Here is a 20009-nt window from a genome sequence, read left to right on the forward strand (position 1 = left end):
GCTGTCTGTCGCCGGGAGATATCGATGGAGCGCAGAGACACCGAAAGGGCCCGCCGGAAGCAGGCCCTTTCGTTCCTTACGGGTGCGAACCGCAGCTTTGCGCTTACGAGGGCCGGGCCAGGAACCGCCCGATATTGACGATGACGCGCTCGCGCAGCAGCCGGGCCGCGTTGCGCCGCTCGGGGTCGACAAGCTCATCGTGGTGGCGGCGGGAATCTGCCCGGGCCCGTTCGTATTCCTCGCGGAATCGCGTCTCGGGCGTCGGTTCATGCGGCCGGGCGAGATACTCCAGCGACATTGGGTCGAGGTTGTACATGAGGCACCTCCCTGCACAGTGAATGTGCGTTTCCTCACAACCACCGTAGCACAGGAAAGTAGCGATAACGTTACAGCTTCGAAAATTTCAGCCCGATGTAGCGAAGTCCCATGGCTGCCATAGACTGAAGACATAGCCGTCGGGGCCCATGACCTCGCATTCGAGCCTGCCTTCAAACTCGTACGGCGGCGCAATGGCCTGAGCGCCGAGTGCGAGCGCCGTGCGGTACGCGGCGGCTACGTCGGCAACGGGGATCACCAGCTCCGCTCCGATGCCACGGGCCACGCCTTCGCGGGCAAGCGCATGAAACCACGGATGGCCGCGGAACGACTCGTCGGCATGGACCTCGATAAGGGATCCGGCGAGACGCAGCGCCGCGTAGCCCGGGTGGCGTTCACGCAGTTCCGCGCCCGCAACCGCCACAAGAAAGTCCGCAAGGGCGCCGACATCGGTCGCCCAGAAGACCATGCCCAGGACCGGCTCCCGTGTCACGCTCGAACCGTCTCCCTCCGGTAATTTGCTGTCAAGTGTGAAGGGATGAGCTCGTCATAAGTCCCGGACTGGCCGGAAACGCGGCAGCGTAACGTCGTCGTACCGTTCGAAAACGACCTCCACGGACATGCCGACGTAAATGTCTTCGTTCGCGACCTCGACGAGGTTGGTGGGCAGCCGGGGGCCCTCGTCAAGCTCCACCACGGTGACGTTGTATGGCACCTGAAACGCGGGATGGTACCGCTGGTGCATGATACCGAAGGTCCGGACACGGCCGCGGCCGCTGGCGGCCTCCCATGTGTACCGGTCGCTGAGGCAGACGTCGCAGTGCTGCCTTGCCGGGAGGCGCCAGGTCTGGCAGTCGATGCAGCGCATCAGCATCAGACGGCCCGCAGCCGCGCCGTCGAAGAATGGACGCGAGGCTTCGTCAGGCTCGGGAACCGGGATTGTCGGCTGAGTCTCAGTCATCTATGACGTCCTTCGGGGGTCAGGCCGGGTGCGGGCTGAGGATGAGGCAGGCGTGGTAGCTCAGGTTGCCGCCGTTCCCGGTGACGAGAATCACGTCGTTCTTCACCTGCCGCTCGCCGCCGTGGCCGCGTCCCTGGATGATGCCTTCGCTCAGCGGGGTCATGCCCCACATGTAATAGGCCGAGAGCTCGCCGCCGCCGGTATTTGTCGGGAGAGACCCCCCGGGAGCCAGCTTCCAGTCCTCCACGAAGGGGCCGCCCTCGCCCTTCTTGCAGAACCCGTAATCCTCGAGCGTCACGAGCACGGTGTAGGTGTAGCAGTCGTAAATCTGGCAGCAGGTGATGTCGGATGGGCCGACGCCGGCCATCCGGTACGCGGTTTCGGCAGCGATGCGCGCGCCCGTCTCGGTTTCCCACTCCGAGCCCGCGCGGCCGCTATCGCCCGGGTGTCCCTGCCCCATCCCGTGGATGTACACCGGCGGCTGCGGCATGTCCCTGGCGCGTTCGGCCGGGCTGACGATGACCGCCACGGCCCCGTTGGAGACGAGACAGCAGTCGAGCAGGTGGAGCGGCTCGATGATCCAGCGCGAGGCGTGGTAGTCCTCGAGCGTGATCGGCTCGCGCATCTGGGCCAGCGGGTTCATCGTGGCCCACTGCCGCTGCCCGACGGCGATGATGCCGAGGTGGTCCTGTTTCGTACCGTAGAGGGCCATGTGGCGGCGTGCAGCGAGCGCGTAGGGGGTATTGGCGCCGAAATAGCCAGCCGCTGCGTACAGCCCTGCCATGCCCTTCGGCCGCTGGGGGTTGCGTGCGGCGCCCCCGTAGGCCGCCCCGGCCGACGTTCCCTCCTTCAGGGGAGCGTCCGCGAAGACGCACAGCACATGGGTGGCCATGCCGGCGTGGATAGCCATGGTGGCGTACTGCACCATTTGTGCCGCCGTTGAGCCGGCAGCGTTCATGTGGTTCAGCAACCGGAGGTTTTTCAGCCCAAGGTAGTTCTGCAGGCCGAGCGTCAGGCCGCCGCCCGTAGTCCCCGTGATCCCCGCGTTGATGAGCAGGCCGTCGATGTCGTCTTTCCGGAGGCCGGCGTCAGCGATGGCTGTCGCGACCGCCTCCGCTGCAAGTTCGTTGGTCGAGCGGTAGATGCGGCCCATCGCGGTCATGCCAAGCCCGGTGATGGCCGCGACTCCACGAAGCGGGTGCGCCATAGGTCGAGGTATTCTCCTTCGCCGGCCCATTCTACCGGCGGACATCAGATACGGTAGTGCTCGAGGTCGCGAGCAATCGTTGTGTTGCGAAGCGTCGCGGCTGACACAGCCGGCGTCAGGTGCGTGAGGATGAGGTGCGCTTCAGGAGCCATCACGTCGCGGAGCCGCGGGATGTCCTCGATGAGGTTGAGATGGATTGGCACATGCTCGTCGACGGACGAGCATTCCGCCACCAGCACCTCCGATGTGCGCGCCATTTCCAGTATCGCTTCACAGAACCCTGTGTCGCCCGTGTAGGCGAACACCCTGCCGCGAAGCTCGCACTGGTACCCAAGGTTCAGGCTGAGCCGCGCGTCGTGCTCAACGCGCTGGGCAGTGAGCCGCAGGTCCCCGACCTGCGCAGATTCGCCGTCCGCGAGTTCCACCCAGCGAAGCTCGTACACGATATCGAACAGCCCGGGGTAGACTGACCGGCCAATCGCGACCGCGAGCTCCTGCGTGCCGGGCGGGCCCACGATCGTCGCCGGGCGGGACCGGCCGAAGTACTTCCAGTGGAGCAGCAGAAACGGCAGCCCGAGGAAGTGGTCGCCGTGGTGGTGGCTGAGGATGATTGCCTCGAGCTCGTTCGCGTCGATGCCCATCCGGTTAAGCGATTGGAGGGCCTGCGGCGGCGCCTCGAACAGGTAGCGGCCATCCGCCACGAAGCCGTTCCAGCAGAGGCCCCCGGGCGCAAAAGCGTTGCCGGTTCCGACGAAAGCGAAATCCAGGTTCCCCACGGAGCCGCGATTTTACCCCAGCAGCGTCAATGGCCTGCACCGGGCCGGGCGTTACGCCTCCGGTTTGCGGGAGCTCCCCATGCCGAACATCACCTGGGCGATGCGCCGGATCTGGATCTCGTCGCTCCCCTCGGTGATGCGGTAGCGCCGATGGTGCCGGTAGATGTGCTCGAACGGCATGTGCCGGGTGTAGCCGATGCCGCCGTGCACCTGGATGGCCAGGTCGGCAGCGTTGCAGGCGAGCCGGTTGGCGCGGTAGTTGCACATCGCGACCTTGTCGCTGATTTCCATGTGATGCTTCTGGTCGAGCAGCCACGCCGTGCGGTAGACCATCCAGCGGACCATTTCGCACTCGGTCTGCAGCTCTGCGAGCGGCCACTGGATTGCCTGGCGGGTGGCGAGCGGCTGGCCGAACGTCACCCGCTGCTTCGCGTACTCAACGGACCGGTCGATACAGTACTGCGCGGCGCCTACGCCGGAGGCTGCCTGCCGGATGCGGTTCTCGTGGACGAAGGTGTTGGCCAGGGCGAGCCCGTCGCCCTCTTTGCCGAGCATCGCCGTTGCGGGGACCCGCACGTCCTTGAGCGTAACCTCGGCGTGGTCGCTCGGCATGTTCATCGTCCACCACATGAAATCCACCGAGAACCCCTCGGCATTGGTCGGGACGATGAAACAGCTGATGCCCCGGGCCTTTCCCTCCTCGCCCGAGGTGCGGGCAAAAATCAGGTCGTGGGTCGCATTGTGGAGCCCGCTGTTGAACCGCTTCTTGCCGTTGATGACCCATTCGTCACCATCGCGGACGGCCCGGGTTTCGAGCCACGTTGCGTCGGAGCCGTGGTTCGGCTCGGTCAGCCCGAAGGCGACCCGGGTCTTCCCCGTGAACATGCCCTCGAGAAACTCCTTCTTCTGATCCTCGGTACCGAACTGCTCCCACATCTTCACCGTGGGAAAGTTGCCCACGACTGAGGACTCGTTCTGGAGGTCGTTGTGCAAGCCGAGGCCCTTTTTCGCGAGGTGCTCGCGGATGATCGCCATCTCGAGGTTCGTGCCATCGCGCCCGCCGTACTTTCTCGGCACGGCGAACCGGAGCCAGCCGGCGCGGTCGGCGCGGCGCCGCATCTCGGCGAGCAACTCCTCCCACTCCTTGCGCGGAATGCCGCCGTTCTCCCAATCGGTCCGGGCCCATTCGCGGCGGTGGTCAAAGAAGCGGATGTTGTCGTCCTGCTGCTCGAGGGGCTTGATTTCGCGTTCGATGAAGTCGTCCAGCTCGCGGAGCAATTCAGGGATGTGGGGCGGAAGCTCAAAGTCCATAGGGGCGACGCCTCGCTGTCGAAGGTTGCCGGCGTATCCTACCGGCAGGAGCCGCGGCTTGCCTCCATCGAAACCACCGGCCGTCCGCCTGCTCGAGGCGCGGAAGGTCCCGCACCGGCTCATTCGGTTCGACCCGGCCATCCGGTCGGCGGTCGACGTTGCCCGGGAGGCCGGCGTGGAACCGGCCCGCGTGCTGAAAACGCTTGTGCTCGAACCGGAGCCGCCGCAGCGAAAGCCCGTTCTGCTCATGGTGCCGGCAACGATTGAGGTGGACCTGAAGCAGCTGGCGGCCGTACTTGGGCTGAAGCGGCTCCGGATGGCCCGCCACGCCGACGCCGAGCGGATGACCGGCCTGGAAGTCGGCGGCATCAGTGCGCTGGCGCTTGCCGGCAAAGGGTTCCCGGCCCTGGTCGACGCGGCGGCGCTCCGCCACGCCACCGTGTTTGTCAGCGCGGGCGTGCGGGGCGCCGACATCGAGCTGGCCCCGGCCGACCTCGTTGCGGTCACCGGCGCCCGCGCGGTTGACCTTCGCCCGGGAACATCAGCCGAGTAGCTCCAGGTACTTCCGCTTCATCCAGTCGCCTTTTCGCCGGTAGTCTGCCGCCGTGGAAAGCGTGCCGCGCTGGCCGGTCTCCCGGGCGTAGGCGGCGTTGAGGATGGCGAAGTGGTTCTCGCGGGGGCCGAACCGTTTCGCCCGTTCCCGGGCAGCGCGGCTCGTCCAGGTCTTGCAGTAGTCGATAGCCTCCTGCAGCTCCGCCTGGAGGTCGACCACTTCGCGCTGGGCCGGCGCCGGCGGCGGCGCGACGGACGCGGCAGCGCGGGGTGCAGGCGGCGGTGCCGGGATGCCGAACATCGTCAGCTGCTGGCCCTCGATGAGGCGCCCGGTCTCATCGAGTACCGCATCGCCGGCTTCGACGACGTCGACGATCTCGGGCGTGGCGCGGTCCTCCGCCTCGCCGGCCAGCTGCTCAGGCTCGTCCTCCGTGGCCTCGACCTCCAGGCGCGGTTCGTCACGGTTGCGCTGGCCAGGGATCGCGGGTAGTGCTGCCTCGCGCTCCAGGTGGTCGATGATGGGCGCGAGCCGGGGGTCGCGCCCGATAAATACGTGCAGCACGTTTTGGGCTTCGGGCAGGTTGTGGTTGTACCGCAGGCCGCGCCCGAGCTGTTGGATGACGGGCTCGCGGCTGAACACCGCGTCGAGCTTCAGGAGGACCGAGACCGTTGGGGCATCGAACCCCTCGCTTGCCTTCCGGACCTGGATGAGGACGTCGTAGCGGCCGGCATGGAAATCGCGCAGCCGCTGCTCGGCCTCCGCCGCAGGCAGCTCGTCGCCGCTATGGACCACCGCGCAGCGCAGCCCCGGGTGATGACGGGCGAAGACCCGCGCCAGGTGCTCGGCGTGGGCTGTGGTCGCGGCGAAGACCAGCCCCTGGTGCTGGCCCGGCGCCAGGGCGCGCTTCCGTTCCAGCGTCCGCGCAAATTCGCGCACGAGCGGCTGAACATAATCATCATTCCAGCGGAGCTGCTGACGGACGCACCGCTGGTCGAAGTCAGGCAGTTCGGCCATTTCCGATGCGGTGAAGGTATAGATTTCGCCGTCAGCGCTCCGGAGTTCGACGGCGTAGTCTTTCATCTGCATCGCCAGCCGTTTGAGGATGCGCCCCTCCCTCCACGCCTGTCGCATGGTCACGTGGACCAGGGGATCGATGACGAGCCCCTCGCCGTCCTCGACTGGAACGTAGCGGGCGCCGGCCAGCGGTTCGCGGTCGAGACGGACCGGCGTCGCGGAAAGGAGCATGGTGGTTGCAACCGGGAGCGCGCGGAGCGCCGCGGCCCACTGTCCGCGCTCGCCGAGGTGGTGGGCTTCATCGCAGACGAGGTGCACGCGCCGCCGGGCGCAGAGCTTCGCATACCGCTGCGGGGCGGCGGCAACCTGCTGGTAGGTCGCCACGATAACGTTGGCACGGTTGGCCGCGGCGCGGTGGAGTGTGGCGTTTTCGGCCAGGTACTTGCGGACATCGAGGCGCGCGTCCAGGACCTCCAGGGCCCGCTCGAGGCCGTGGTAGACCTGTGTGCGGAGGACGTCGGTCGGCGTGAGGTAAAGGCAGGTATCGGCGTGGCCCCCGGCAGCCGCGACGGCGAACGAGCCGACGCCGATGATTGTCTTTCCATAACCGACGGGCACAACGACGAGCTCGGAGCGGGAGCCGGCGGCAAGCGCCCGGTTCCACCGCTCAAGCGCGAGGCGCTGACCGGGGCGAAGGCGCGGGTTGTCGACGCTCACCATGTGCACGTGGGACGACGCTCTGCGTGCATGACGATCAGCCTACGGCGATCGGCGGCCGGAATCAGCCGTTACCGCCGCGACATCTCGTGATGCTTATCGAGCAAAGGTTCAGCGCTGGGTCAATCGGCAGCTGCGAGCGGAACGACCGCCCGGTACTGCATCAGCGGCCGGGTGGGCCCCTGCGCGCTGGGGTTGGCCCCGGGGCCGCCGGCCTCGCGCTGGAGGTACTGCCCCGCCATCCAGCCGTCGCCGACGGGCGACGAGACGAGGTACCACGCCACGCCGAGCCGATCGACCGGGCCCTCGATGACCGTCACCCGCGTGCCATGGGCCAGGCAGGTGATGATCTCGCCGCCCGGTGCGGTTCTCAGGCGGAGGCAGTCGCCCGGGGTGTTGACGCGGGCGCTATCGCCCGGCTTCAGCGTCGCGGGACCGACCGGGATCGGGGGCGCAGCCGGCGTTGCCCCATTGAGGGGGAAGCGGTAAGCGTGAACCTGCAGGCCCGCTGCCGCGGCCTGGGCCGCCGGGTTGTAGGCGGGCCGCAGCCGCACGATGCCGTCCCAGAGCTGGTTCGAATCAATCGCGTCGAACGTGCCGTCGCCGTTGTTCCGGATCACGATCGCGGTGTGCAGGCCTGCGTAGTCGGCGTCGGGCGAAGTCCAGCTATCGAGCGCGACCTGGATAATATCTCCGGGGGCAGCCTCGGCGAGGGGTACCTCGACGGCGCCGGCTTCGAAGAAGCCGTGCCGGTAGTCGAAACCGATCTCCCGGCCGGTTGCGTCCCGAACAACGCGCTTCACCCAGGGCCAGCAGTCGCCCTGGTAGGTCCCGAGGTCGCTTAGGGCGCGCTGGACGATGGGATGGTCCGCGTCAGCATGGGCGTCGGCGCGGGTGATGGCGGCGGCGGCAATGGCAAGGATGGCGACCAGGACGGTTGCCAGGGTGTGCCGGTGGCGGGTCATCGGCATCGCACCTGCTCCTGTTTCCTGAGGGCTCCGGGCACCGTACCCCAGCCGTGCGAGTTGTGACAACCCGCACGATACTTGAATCGGCATTTCCCCAACGGCAAATCAGGTTCGTCCCGACCGGCGGGCGGCTGATTGCGGCGAACGTGCTCCCGCGGGCTGCCTGTTGGGGCGCAATCCGTACAATCTCGGCATGGCCGCCCTCCAGCCGCTCGCAGGGCTCCGCGTCATCGAATGCGCAGGGTGGAACGGGGTCCTGGCTGGCCGACTCCTGGCCGAAGCCGGCGCTGACGTTGTCCGGGTGGTCCCGCCGGGGGGCGATCCCCTGGCCGTCGAGCCGCCGTTCTTTGGCTCGACCGGCGTCTCCATCCAGTCAACCTTCTACAACGCCGGCAAGCGCACCATCCGGCTGGACCTGGGCGAACCGGCCGGGCGGGAGCAGTTTCTTGCACTCGCCGCCGCGGCCGACATCCTTATCGAGGATTGGGTGCCAGGGGCTCCCCCTTTCACCGCGGCTGAACTGCGCGCCGCAAACCCGCCGCTGGCCCACATCGCCGTGACTCCAATGGGCCAGGACGGGCCGTGGCGCGACTGGCGCGTTAACGACCTTGCGGCGAACGCCCTCTGCGGTTCTGCATGGGTCACCGGTGACCCGGCGAGCCCGCCGATCTCCGGTTACGGCAACCAATCACACCATACCGTCGGTCTCTACGCGGCTGTGCTCGCCCTCGCGGCGGCTCGCTACGCCCGCCTCACCGGGCGGGGCATCCACGTCGATCTCTCGGCGCACGAAGCGCTCGTCACCTGCACGGAACAGGTGCTGATGCAGTGGTTTTTCCCCAACGGCACGTGGGGCACGCCCATCGCCCGGCGCCAGGGGAGCCTGCACTGGAGCGGCGCCTATGAGGTCTACCCCGCCCGCGACGGCCACGGGGTCATGGTCACTGCCTCATTGAAGCTCACCGAAGTCCTGGTGCCATGGCTTATCGAGTGCGGCGCCGCCCAGGAGCTTGCAGACCGCGAGAAGTTTCCCGACGTGGTCGCGATGGTCAAGAACCTCCCATACGTCATGAAGGTGCTCCGCGAGTGGGTGGCCGAGTGGAGCGGCGAGGAGCTGTTCTATGAAGCCCAGCGGCGTCACCAGCCGTTCGGCGTGGTCTGGAACGTCGCCGAGGCGCTGACGAAAAGCCCCCAGATCGCGGCCCGGGGCTACCTGTACGAAGCCGACGTCCCGGGCGTTGGGGCTGTCCGGCTGCCAGGGCGATTTTTCCGCACCAGCGCCGACGGACCGCCTCCCCAGCCCGCGCGCGAGGTCGAGGTGTCAGCAGTCGCCTGGGCGCCCCGGGGTCCCGCAGCCGGCATCGCGCCCAACCGGCAGCTCCCCGCCAGCCGGCCACTGGAGGGCGTCCGCGTGCTCGATTTCACCCATGTGCTGGCGGGGCCGTTCGGCACCCGCGTGCTCGCCGACCTCGGGGCCGAGGTCATCAAGGTCAGCAGTGCGAAGCGGAGCGGCGGTGCCAACTCCCCCGACCACCCCTACTACGTGTGCTGGAACCGGAACAAGAAGAGCGTCGCGCTCGATATGACCCGGCCCGAGGCCAGGGCGATTGCGCGAGACCTGGCGCTCGCGAGCGACATCATCATCGAAAACTTTTCGGCCGGGGTGCTCGAGCGCTGGGGGCTCGACCGCGCGTCCCTCGCGCCAGACCACCCGGGAGTAACGGTCATCTCCATGGGCGGCATGGGACAGACCGGCCCCTGGAAGGAGTTCGTGACCTACGCGCCGACCATTCACGCCCTGACCGGCCTGACCTATCTCACGAATCCCGAGGGAACGTACACCGACGGCTACGGCTTTTCGCTGACGGACCACCTGAGCGGTCTCGCCGCGGCGCTGGCGGCGCTCGAGGGGCTCGAACACCGGGAGCGGACCGGCCAGGGGCTGGCTATCGACCTTGCCCAGTATGAGCTCGGACTTGGCATCATGGGCCCGACGATCATCGACTACCTCGCCAACGGCACGAATCCCGAGCCGCGCGGCAACCGGCACCCGTTCGATGCCTGGGCTCCGCACGGGATCTACCCCTGCGCTGGCGAGGACCGGTGGGTTGCCATCGCGGTCCGCGGCGATGAGGAGTGGCGGCGCCTCGCGGGCATGCTTGGCATCGAGCCTGGCGGACGGTTCGCCATCCATGCCGACCGCGTGGCCAACTGGCGGGAACTGGATGCCGCGATAGCAGCGCGGACCCGCCGCGAAGACCCGTACGAACTCGCCGAACGGCTTCAGCGGGCGGGGGTGTGCGCTGCGCCGGTGCAGCACGCCGGGGACCTTGCCGAACGCGACCCGCAGCTCGCGGCGCGGGACTTCTTCGGCAGCGCACGTGCGGAAAAGTGGGGCGAGTACGGGATCGACCGGTTCCCGGCGCGGTTCGACGGGGAGCGGCCGCCCGTGTACGAAGGAGTTCGGCAGGTCGGCGAGGACACCTTCGAGGTGCTCTCCACGGTGCTGGGCTACGACGACGAGCGGATCGCCGAACTCATGGCAGGCGGGGTGCTCTCCTGACGGTTGCGAACAGCAACCGAGCCTCTGCTACGCTAACTGGAGCCATCGCCGGGGAGCGCCAATCGTGCCGTTTCGCCTGTTCACAACGCTCGGTAACGAAGTTCGCGAGTTTCGCACGGTCAGCCCCGGCGAGGTGCGAATGTACGTCTGCGGTGTCACGCCGTACGACGTGACCCACCTCGGGCATGCCTTCTCCTACGTGCAGTTCGACACCCTCCGGCGGTATCTGACCTGGCTGGGCTATCGCGTCCGATACGTCCAGAACGTCACGGACATCGACGACGACATGATCATGGTCTCGAAACGCCAGGGCGGCCGGCCGATTGCTGAGATCCGGGACGAAAACGATGCCATCCTCCGCGCTGACCTCGACCGCCTGAACGTCCTCCGCCCGACCGTGTACCCGTACGCGACCGACCATATCCCGGAGATCATCGAGACCACGCGCAGGCTCATCGACCGCGGCCACGCCTATGTCGTCGACGGGGACGTATTCTTCGACGTGGCCTCGTTCCCCCGGTACGGCCGCCTCAACGGCATGACTCTCGAGGAGCTGGGCAAGCGCGAAAACCCGGAGTCGAAGCGCGCCCACAAGAAGCGGGGCCACCTCGACTTCCTGCTCTGGCAGCAGGTGGACCCCGGCGACCCTTCGTGGGACAGTCCGTGGGGACCGGGCCGCCCCGGCTGGAGTATCGAATGTACCGCGATGGCGGTGAAACACCTCGGCACGCAGATCGACATCCATGGCGGCGGCAGTGACCTGAAATACCCACACCACGAAAACGAGATCGCCCAGGCCGAATGCGCCTACGATGTGGAGCCGTTTTGCGGCTGGTGGGTGCACAACGGCATGCTGCAGCTCGACGGGGTCAAGATGAGCAAGTCGCTCGGCAACCTGGTGCTCGCCCGCGACCTGATGCAGCGCGTCGAGCCGGACCACCTGCGGCTCTACCTGCTTAGCACCCACATCCGTGCGGACGCGAATTACACCGACGGCTCACTCGAGCGGCTCCGGGACCGGTACGAACGGCTGAAGGCGGCCGCAGCCCGGGCAGGCGAGGCTGAAGCTGACCGGGCCGTCCTTTCGCAGTTCCTGGAGCGGCTCGACGACGATTTTGACGTGCCCGGGGCGCTCGATGCCGCCGACGCGGCCGCGCACCGGGTGCTCACGGGCTCCGGGGATGCTGCCGAAGCCGCGGCGGTCCGGAAGGCGCTCCAGGTGCTCGGGTTTGCCTTCGCCGGGGCGCGGGGCCCCGCAAACGGCGACTTCTCGCCCTGAACTCAGCCCTCGGCCGGCCCGATGACCCGTTCACGCCGGAGCCGCTCCAGCTCGGCATCCGAAAGGCCGGCCTCCCGCAGGACCGCCTCGGTATCGACGCCGAGGTCACGCGCTGGGAAGCTAAGACGGGGCGGGGTTTCGGAAAGCTGGATGTGCGGCCCAACGACCCGCTGGCGCCCGAAGCGAGGATGATCGATCTCCAGAAGATAGCCGTTTGCCCAGGCCTGCTCCGATTCAGCGAGCTCCGAATAGTCCTGGACGAGCGATGCGGGCACGTCCTCCTGCCGGAGTCGTTCGAGCCAGTGCGCGGAGGTGTTGCTGGCGAACGCGGCCTCGAGGATTGGTTCAAGCTCGTGGCGGTTCTTGTACCGCACGTACCCGCGGGAGAATCGGGGGTCGTCGATGAGATGCTCGAGGCCGAGCGCCCGGGCGATTCTCGGCCAGAACTTCTGGTCGATGCCCACGATCATCACCCAGCGCCCGTCGGAGCACTGGTAATGGCCCACGGTCGGCGAGGCCCGGAATTCGCGCGGGCGTTCGGTGCCGAAGTGGAGCACGTGCTGGAGTTCGGGCGCCTGCAGGGCGAGCTGGGTACCGAGCAGCGACACTTCGACGACCTGCCCGCGTCCGGTCCGCTCGCGGGCGTAGAGCGCCGTCATGATTCCGAGGGCGAGGTTCATCCCGCCGGTCTGGTCGGCAATACCGGGGTAGGGGATTTCCGGCCGGTGGCCCGGTCCGCCGCCGGCGTGCTGGGCGAAGCCGGAGTAGGCCTGCGCAATCTGGTCAAAGCTCGGGAGGTGCGCCATCGGCCCCTTTGAGCCCCAGCCGGTCGCGCGGGCATAAACCAGCCGGGGATTGCGCGAGAGTACGGCGCCAGGGCCAAGGCCCCATCGTTCCATCGTGCCGGGTCGAAAGTTTTCGACCAGTACATCGGCGGTGTCCGCGAGTCGCAAGGCGAGCTCCGCGCCGTCGGGTCTGCGAAGGTCGATACAGACCGACCGCTTGCCCCGGTCGAGCGACTCCCAGAATGCCGAAAATCCGTCCGGCTCGCGCCACATGCGACGGCCGTAGTCGCCATTCGGCTCTTCGACCTTGATCACATCGGCGCCGAAGTCGGCGAGGATGACCGTCGCAAACGGTCCCTGCTGGTACCGGGTGAAGTCGATGACGCGGATCCCTTCGAGCGGAGCGGACATGGGACTGAGTCTACGCGCAGGCAGGTCGGTTGCGAAGCCGTGTTTCCGTCACCAAATCGTCGCCATTGTCACCAGCGCGCCGGCGCGGGTGCCCCACGCTCGGACTTCAGGCGGCCGAAAGCCGTGCCGTCGAATATAGTGAGCGGCCTCGGGCCGGGGATCGCTACCGCGCAAGGTCATTCACCGAACGGGCACGACGCCATGGATCGACGACAGGGGCACGACACACCGGCAAGCCGAGCGTTTCGGTGCCGCCTGCGGAGGGGATGCTGGGCGGTCGATAAGTACCCGTGAGATGCCCTTCCTTTGCTCGCTCCGCACCCGGGAAGACTGGTTCATCGCGCTTGCCTTTGCGGCCGGCTCCGTGGCCTTCACCGTGGCGTTCTTTGTCCAGCCGATTACGGACCCGGTTGGTCTGGCGATTGTCGTATTGCTCGCCGGGCTGACAGAGGCCCTCTCAGTCCGGCTCTACTTCGGCGGCTGGGTTTCCGTGAGCTTCGTCGGGACCGCGATGGCGGCGGTCCTGTTCGGCCCGCCCGGGGCTGTGACCGTAGCAGCGGTTATCGCCCTGGTCGGGTACTTCCGTCGAGAGCGCGCGCAGAGAAAGCTTGCGTTCAACTTTGGGCACGAGACGCTGGCAGCGTTCGTGGCGACCATGCTCGTGGCCGGGGTCCAGGCTGTACTCGGCAGCTACCTTCCGCGGTCCGTGCTCGCCCTCGTCGAAGGGGGCCTGGCTTCGCTCGCCCTGTTCGCGGTCGACGGGGTCGCCGTGGCGGCCATCATTTCGCTGACGACGCAACGGAGCTTCGGCGCGACCTTCCGCGACAACATCGGCTGGCTGTTCCCCTACTACGGCGTGCTCGGGCTCGTCGCCGGCGGCCTGGCGGTCATCTTCAATGAGCTTGGCGTGGCAGCCGTCGCAGTCATGGTGCTGCCGGTGGTGCTCGCCCGGTACTCAGTCACCCAGTTCGTCGAACGCACTCGGGAGAACGTGCTCCGCCTGGAGCGTTCGAACGAGCAGCTCCACCGCGCCTACATCGAAATCCGCGATATGTCGGAGCAGCTCCGGGATGCCTATACCGGCACGCTGGAGTCGCTGGTCACCGCGCTGGACGTCCGCGACCAGGAGACAAGGGGCCACTCGGTACGGGTAGCGCACCACGCACTGGATATCGCCAGGCTGCTCGGCATCAAGGACGAGGAAGAGCTGCTCACGATCTACCGGGGTGCCCTCATGCACGACGTCGGCAAGATCGGGGTGCCCGACGCAATTCTGCTGAAACCGGACCGGCTGACCGAGGAGGAGTGGGAGTTTATGCGGCGCCACCCCGCAATTGGCTACCGCATCCTCGCGCAGGTGCCGTACCTCCGCCCGGCGGCAAAGATCGTGCTGGCGCACCACGAGCGATGGGACGGGAACGGGTATCCGCGCGGCCTCGCAGGGGAGGAGATTCCGGTCGGAGCGCGTATCTTTGCCGTCTGCGATACCTACGACGCCATCATCTCGGACCGGCCGTACCGGCGCGGTCAGTCGCCAGAGGAGGCGCTTGCTGAGATACTTCGGTGCGCGGGGACGCAGTTCGACCCGCGGGTCGTCGAGGCGTTCGAAGCACTGTTCCCCCGGTGGAGGCAGGAGGAGCCAGGAAACCCCGCCCGGCCGCTGCTGTACCTCCCGGCATGGAGGCAGGCAGATGGTGCGCCAGGAAGAGCGGCGAGCTAAGACTCGCCGCCAGCTGGTCGAAGCGGCACGTCGGGCAGTCGCAGCCCGCGGATTTGAAGGTGCCTCGCTCGACGCCATCGCAGCGTCGGCCGGGCTCTCGAAGGGCGCCGTCTACGCGCACTTCCCCACCAAGCTCGACCTCTACCTCGCAGTGGTCTCCGATGTGCTGGAGGAGGCCAGACGGCGACTCGAGCGGGCTGCCGAGGCGCTCGCAGCCGGAGCATCGCCGCCCGCCGCGGCCGAGGCGTTCCTGGGAACAACCCGCGATGCGGAGCACAGCGCACTCATGCTCGACATCTGGATAACTGCAGGCCGAGAGCGAGCCGTCGGGGAGCTGCTCGATGCCTTCCTCGCCGAGCGGTCGACCCTGCTTGGGGCAGCGGCCATTCGGGCTGGTCAGGGGCCGAGAGAAGCACTGGCGACCGCCGAACTGGTCGGCCGGCTCATTGACGCCGCTGCGCTCCACGCCCGCTACCGTGGCGCGGCGGCTGCGGGAGATTCAGCCTGACGCCCGGACATGATGAAGGGGCCGCATGGAGCGGCCCCTCCTGATGGGGTCGCTCTCTGTTACCAGCTGATGGTCAGCATGGGCGCAGCCGTCGAAACGACCGCGACCGCAGCCAGCGCGCCAGCAACGAGGAGCATCCGGAGCCTAGCCATTAGGCACCTCCCGCGAGAATCCGGCGGCAAGATGCCGACCGGCCGGTATGTAATACGGCGCGGAACAGAATGGTGTCAAGATGGTAAATCGCCGGGTGGCGAAGCTTTCGGCTGCGACAGTCCTTAATTTCTCAGTGCGCGGGCGGCGTCTCGCGGCGGTGGATGCTCAGTCCGAGCTCGAACTCTTCAATGAGCGCTTCGGCCAGGTCGCGTTCGGGCCCTGCGGGCACCTCGCCGCGATACGCCGCAAGCGCTAGCCGCGCCAGTTCATTCGCACCCCGCGTGCGCTCCGCTTCGGAAAGTTCTTCGGCGCGCGCTGCCTGGTGGAGGCGGATACGCTCCCGGAGCAGGTCTTCGATCTTCCTGTCAGCGGCTCGGCGGGCCTCCGCTTCGGTGAGCGGCGGCAGTCGATAGGCTGCGAGCTCCCTGGCTAGCTGGCCTGCTTCGTCCGAGGCAGCCAGCACAGCGTCCGGGTCGCGGAGCCAGCGGCGGAATACCTCGCGCTCAAGAGCGCCGGTGAAGAGCGACTCGGGGTAGTTGCGGTAGGCGAGCCGGAGCCCGGGATGCTGCAGGAGGAGGGCGAGTAGTACCTCTTCGGGTCCAAGGGGGCGACGCACCTCCTGCTCCGGGGCTCCCCTGGGGCGCGCCTGGCGTCCTCGACGCAGGCGGTCGGCAACGGTTGCCTCCGGTACCCCAAGATGCCGGGCGACCCGCTGGATGTAGAGCCCGCGCTCGACCGGGTCGCTCACCGCAAGAAGCACCGGGACGAGCCGGTCGACCAGGTGACGCACCTCGAGCGGCGACAGGGATCGGCGCCTGCCAAGCATGCGGAAGAGCAGGAACTCTACGAACGGCTGCGCTCCCGCGATGGCCTGCTCCCACGCGGGGCGGTCGTCCCGGACGAGTTCGTCGGGGTCGCGCCCTGCGGGCAGCGGGGCCACGCGGAGGTCGATGTCCGTATCGGCGGCAAGGGTATCGGCTGCGCGGGCGGCGTCAGCAGCCTGGTCTTCGCCGGTGAAGCCGAAGAGCAGGCTGCCGGCACGTTCGGCGGCGTTCATCCCGGCCGCATCCGGGTCGAGGGCGAGGACGATGCGCGGTGCGAAGCGGCGGAGCAGCGCAGCGTGGTGGCGCGTGAGGCTGGTGCCCATCGTCGCAACGAGGTTGCGGTAGCCTGCCTGCCAGGGCCCAAGGACATCCATGTACCCTTCGACGACGACGACTTCGCCATGCGCGCGGATGGCATCAGCGGCGGCGTGCAGGCCGAACAGCGTGCGGCCCTTGTCGAAGATCTCGGTCTGGGGCGAGTTCAGGTACTTGGGCTCTTCTCCGTGGAGGCCGCGGCCCGCCAGCGCCACGAACTCGCCGCGCTCGTTCGCGATTGGGATGATGACGCGTCCGCGGAACCGGTCGTATGGCTCGCGGCCCTTCTCGGCGTCAACGAGGACGCCGGCAGCCACCATGTCCGGGATGGTGTATCCGCGGTTCAGGAGAAAATCACGGAGGTGATGCCACCCATCCGGGGCCCAGCCGAGATGCCATGCTGCAATGGTGTCGACGGTGAGTCCCCGCGCGCCCCTCAGGTAGTCAAGGGCCTCCGCGCCCCCAGGTTCGTGCAGCTGGCGCTCATAAAAGCCGACGGCAGCGGAAACGATGGCGGCCAGCCGTTCGATGTGGGAGCGGCGCTTCGGGTCGTCTTCGTGGAGCTGGATGCCGGCCTCGGCAGCGAGGATGCGGAGCGCCCCCCGGAAGTCGACGTTCTCTCGCTTCTCGACGAAGGTAAAGAGGTCGCCGCCCTCGCCGCAGGCGCCGAAACAGCGCCATGTCCCGCGTTCGGGAAAGACATAAAACGAGGGCGTCTTTTCGCTGTGGAAGGGGCAGAGGCCGCGGTAGCTCCGCCCGGACTTCTGCAGGGGCGTGACCCGCCCGATGTAGGCGACGAGGTCGACCTGCCGTTTAATGGCGTCAACAACGTCCATAGACCCATCGTACGTGCCCGAGCGGCCAGTGGTGGTGCCGCCACACGGGCCTGAACGTGCGTGGTGGCATTACGTCTAGGGAAGCTGCACGGTGGTGCTGGCCAGCGGCTGATTGCCGACGTAGACGGTGACGGTCGCCTGTCCCGAGCCGGCGGGGCGCGCCACCGAGATGACCGGAGACGACTGCCCGGTTGCGAGGGCGATACTGACGCTCTTGCTCGTCGTCTCGCCGCCGAGCTGGACCTGGACGACTACGGTGCTCACCGGGAGCGGGCCGCCGTCGTTTCGAACCACAACGTCGACTGTTGTTGTCGTAACGGTCGCAGAGGTAATCACGAGATTCGGCGCTTCAACAGGCGGCTGGAGCACGAAGGTCGCGCCGTTGTTGTCCTCCCGCTGCTCGCGCACGATATTCGCCGGGTCGACGGTTACCACCGCACGCGCCTCAGGCTGCGTAATCGGCGGGCTGACCGGGAATTCGACGACTGTCGAGCCTCCGTTGGCCGGGAGATTCACGTTGACAGCAAGCTCCTGCTGGGGCACATCCCCGCCGACGGCAACCACGAGCGGGCCGCTGTACGCGTTATTGCTGACGTTCGACACGGTGACCCGGAGGACCGCCCCGCCCGACGCGAGCACGGCGTTGGTGGGCACGAAGTCGGGCGCGTTGGCAGAAGGCGACGGCGACGGCGAAACGGTGGCAGTCGGCGATGGTTCCGGGGTAGCGGTTGCTGTGGGGACGGGTGTCGGCGTGACATCCCGCACCGGCACAAGGTCGAGCGTGTCGAGCGGCTCGATGGCGGCCCGCCGGACCCACCCGGCGCGCCCCGCGGGCGGCTGCACGAGCAGCCACGAGAGGTCGCGGGTCTTCCCGGTAATCGTCACCTGTGCGCCGGCGCGGAGGCTGCCAGCCTCGGCGAAGGTGTCGCCGGGGCCCTCGCGCAGGGTGGCATCGGCAACCACGCGCCCCTGGATCGATTGGGGGCGTTCGCCCACTGGCTCAATGGCGACAACCCGGACCTTCGCGGAATCTTTTGACGCGCCCGACTCCGCGAAGACGCGCACGAAGAGCTCGTACGTGCCTTTGCCCGGGAGCGTAAACCTGAGCGTCGCCCGGTAACGGTTGTCCGGCGGTACCTCAGCCAGGTCGATGGCGTCCACGACGCGGTCGCCGACGAACAGCTCGAAACGGCGGAGTGGCACGGTCGCTGAGGCCTGGACGATGGCCTCGTGCTCGCGATTGATTTCCAGCCGCTGGTCGCGAGTTGGGGATTCAATCTGGACCGCGAACTCGGTCGCGGGTGTTCCACTGTTGCCGCCATCGCCCCGCACCAGGTTCAAGACGAGAAACACGAGGACGCCGCCCACGACCGCCGCCAGGAACAGGAACAGGTAGAACATCGGCTGGCGGGCGGGTGGCTCCGCATCGGCGTAGTATTCGTCGTCCCAGTAACCGTCTTCCCCGGCGAACTCATCGTCTTCGTAGTACGGCTCTCCGGTATACCCGCCGATGGTCGGTGGCGCCGGTTCGTCGGGGGGATATGAACCGCCGATGACCGGCTCATCGTCTGGCGGATAGGTCGCACCGATGACGGGCTCGTTGTCGTAGCTGGAGCCGAAACGATTGGACATGGCGGGCTGACCCGAGTATCAGCGCGCCTCCATCTACCTTCAAGGCAGAACGCTCCCGACAGTGAAACGCGGAGGAAAGGACCGTGCGTCTTCAGACCTGCCAGCCGATCGCGTCAGGGCAGCCCAGCGACGCGGCCAGCCGGATGGCGAAACGGTCAGTCATGCCGCTCACGTAGTCTGCCGCCCTCCGCTCGACGGAGTCCTCGGGCAGGGAGTAGTCCGGCGAGATCTCGTTCGGGTGCCGGACGAAATACTCGAACAGGAACCGCACGATCCGCTTTCCCCGTTCAGCCTCACGGCGAGTGTCGTCATACATGTAGACCCGCTGGAACATGAACTCGCGGAGTTCGTTGGCGGCGGCGTGAATCTCCGGGCTGAATCGGATCACCGGGTCGGGCCCTGCCCCGGTGGCTGACCAGCTGGCCGCGACAATATCGCAAATGAGGGTATCGAGTCGCTCGGCATGGCTGCGGCCGATGAGCCGTTTCGTGCTGTCGGGGAGGTCATCCTCGGTAATGATCCCCGCCCGGACGGCATCGAGGATGTCGTGGTTGAGGTACGCGATGGCGTCGGCGGTCTTCACCACCTGCCCCTCGAGGGTCACAGGAACGCCCCAGCCCTCGGCGAAGATGTCCTCGCGGGCTTTGGAACTTTTCTCGACGGCGTCGAGTACTTCGAAGGTCAGATTGAGCCCCTTGCCGCCGTTTTCGAGCCGGTCGAGCACGCGCACCGACTGGTAGTTGTGCCGGAACCCCTCGGGCAGGCACTCTGCCAGCGCCTCCTCGCCGGCATGGCCGAAGGGTCCGTGCCCGATATCGTGTCCCAGTGCAGCAGCCTCGGCGAGGTCCTCATTCAGGTTCAATGCGCGGGCGATGGTCCGGGCCACCTGGGCCACCTCGAGGGTGTGGGTGAGCCGGGTGACAAAGTGGTCCTGGGTCGGAGCGATGAAGACCTGAGTCTTGTGTTTCAGGCGCCGAAACGCCTTCGTGTGCAGGATCCGGTCGCGGTCTCGCTGGAACTCGACGCGAAGCGGCGAGGGCGGTTCGGGGCGCTTTCGACCCCGGCTCGTGGCGCTCCGGGCAGCATAGGGGCTGAGGTTCGATTCGAGCGCCTCGAGCCGTCGCCGAACGTCGAACAGGTCCATACGTTCGGGATTGTACG

17 protein-coding genes are annotated in these 20009 nt (G+C 67.4%); 5 read left to right on the plus strand and 12 right to left on the minus strand.

What is annotated here, in order from left to right; all coding sequences use genetic code 11:
• Window positions 1-103: 103 nt before the first annotated feature.
• The 6 genes from A9A59_RS09205 to A9A59_RS09230 form a co-directional block, all read right to left on the minus strand.
• Window positions 104-316, minus strand: coding sequence for a hypothetical protein (locus A9A59_RS09205; RefSeq protein ID WP_098503990.1), 213 nt, complete (start codon window positions 314-316; stop codon window positions 104-106).
• 87 nt (window positions 317-403) lie between these two features.
• Window positions 404-784: a VOC family protein gene (locus tag A9A59_RS09210; RefSeq protein WP_133117580.1), complete on the minus strand. Its 381-nt coding sequence runs from the start codon at window positions 782-784 to the stop codon at window positions 404-406.
• Between the two features lie 78 nt (window positions 785-862).
• Window positions 863-1276: a Zn-ribbon domain-containing OB-fold protein gene (locus A9A59_RS09215; RefSeq protein ID WP_098503992.1), complete on the minus strand. Its 414-nt coding sequence runs from the start codon at window positions 1274-1276 to the stop codon at window positions 863-865.
• 19 nt (window positions 1277-1295) lie between these two features.
• On the minus strand, window positions 1296-2483 hold the full coding sequence (locus tag A9A59_RS09220; RefSeq protein ID WP_098503993.1) for a thiolase family protein: 1188 nt from the start codon (window positions 2481-2483) through the stop codon (window positions 1296-1298).
• A 44-nt stretch (window positions 2484-2527) separates the two neighbouring features.
• Entirely contained in the window at window positions 2528-3259 is a 732-nt protein-coding gene (locus tag A9A59_RS09225) for an MBL fold metallo-hydrolase (protein WP_098503994.1), read from the minus strand.
• 51 nt (window positions 3260-3310) lie between these two features.
• Complete coding sequence (locus tag A9A59_RS09230) at window positions 3311-4570, minus strand: acyl-CoA dehydrogenase family protein (RefSeq protein WP_098503995.1); 1260 nt, start codon at window positions 4568-4570, stop codon at window positions 3311-3313.
• 58 nt (window positions 4571-4628) lie between these two features.
• Between A9A59_RS09230 and A9A59_RS09235 the strand changes: the two genes are divergently transcribed.
• Window positions 4629-5123, plus strand: a complete 495-nt coding sequence (locus A9A59_RS09235) for a YbaK/EbsC family protein (protein WP_165772627.1) — start codon at window positions 4629-4631, stop codon at window positions 5121-5123.
• Here the strand turns inward: A9A59_RS09235 and A9A59_RS09240 are convergent.
• On the minus strand, window positions 5112-6857 hold the full coding sequence (locus A9A59_RS09240) for a DEAD/DEAH box helicase (RefSeq protein WP_133117581.1): 1746 nt from the start codon (window positions 6855-6857) through the stop codon (window positions 5112-5114). The genes A9A59_RS09235 and A9A59_RS09240 overlap by 12 nt on opposite strands.
• Window positions 6858-6976: 119 nt before the next feature.
• The gene (locus tag A9A59_RS09245; protein ID WP_165772628.1) at window positions 6977-7825 is read right to left on the minus strand and encodes an SH3 domain-containing protein; all 849 of its coding nucleotides are present in this window, start codon (window positions 7823-7825) and stop codon (window positions 6977-6979) included.
• A 190-nt stretch (window positions 7826-8015) separates the two neighbouring features.
• Between A9A59_RS09245 and A9A59_RS09250 the strand changes: the two genes are divergently transcribed.
• Window positions 8016-10385 carry a CaiB/BaiF CoA-transferase family protein gene (locus tag A9A59_RS09250; RefSeq protein WP_098503998.1) on the plus strand — a complete coding sequence of 790 codons (2370 nt, stop codon included), beginning with the start codon at window positions 8016-8018 and terminating at the stop codon, window positions 10383-10385.
• Window positions 10386-10449: 64 nt separating this feature from the next.
• Window positions 10450-11664 (plus strand): cysteine--tRNA ligase, encoded by a 1215-nt coding sequence (gene cysS / locus A9A59_RS09255; RefSeq protein ID WP_165772629.1) that lies wholly within the window; start codon window positions 10450-10452, stop codon window positions 11662-11664.
• Window positions 11665-11666: 2 nt separating this feature from the next.
• Here cysS and A9A59_RS09260 read toward each other — a convergent pair whose 3' ends face one another.
• A complete protein-coding gene (locus tag A9A59_RS09260; protein WP_098504000.1) occupies window positions 11667-12860 on the minus strand; it encodes a CaiB/BaiF CoA transferase family protein in 1194 nt (397 codons plus the stop codon).
• A 295-nt stretch (window positions 12861-13155) separates the two neighbouring features.
• Between A9A59_RS09260 and A9A59_RS09265 the strand changes: the two genes are divergently transcribed.
• Window positions 13156-14580 carry an HD domain-containing phosphohydrolase gene (locus A9A59_RS09265; RefSeq protein WP_278286856.1) on the plus strand — a complete coding sequence of 475 codons (1425 nt, stop codon included), beginning with the start codon at window positions 13156-13158 and terminating at the stop codon, window positions 14578-14580.
• On the plus strand, window positions 14552-15088 hold the full coding sequence (locus A9A59_RS09270; RefSeq protein WP_098504001.1) for a TetR/AcrR family transcriptional regulator: 537 nt from the start codon (window positions 14552-14554) through the stop codon (window positions 15086-15088). Before A9A59_RS09265 ends, A9A59_RS09270 begins: the two co-directional genes overlap by 29 nt.
• A gap of 283 nt (window positions 15089-15371) precedes the next feature.
• Here A9A59_RS09270 and dnaG read toward each other — a convergent pair whose 3' ends face one another.
• From dnaG to A9A59_RS09285, 3 genes are all read right to left on the minus strand, one after another.
• Complete coding sequence (gene dnaG / locus A9A59_RS09275) at window positions 15372-17216, minus strand: DNA primase (RefSeq protein WP_098504002.1); 1845 nt, start codon at window positions 17214-17216, stop codon at window positions 15372-15374.
• Between the two features lie 75 nt (window positions 17217-17291).
• Window positions 17292-18848, minus strand: a complete 1557-nt coding sequence (locus tag A9A59_RS09280; RefSeq protein WP_098504003.1) for a CARDB domain-containing protein — start codon at window positions 18846-18848, stop codon at window positions 17292-17294.
• A gap of 91 nt (window positions 18849-18939) precedes the next feature.
• Window positions 18940-19992: a deoxyguanosinetriphosphate triphosphohydrolase gene (locus A9A59_RS09285; protein ID WP_098504004.1), complete on the minus strand. Its 1053-nt coding sequence runs from the start codon at window positions 19990-19992 to the stop codon at window positions 18940-18942.
• Window positions 19993-20009: the final 17 nt, after the last annotated feature.

Source organism: Tepidiforma thermophila (genome assembly GCF_002563855.1).
GTDB classification, from domain to species: domain Bacteria; phylum Chloroflexota; class Dehalococcoidia; order Tepidiformales; family Tepidiformaceae; genus Tepidiforma; species Tepidiforma thermophila.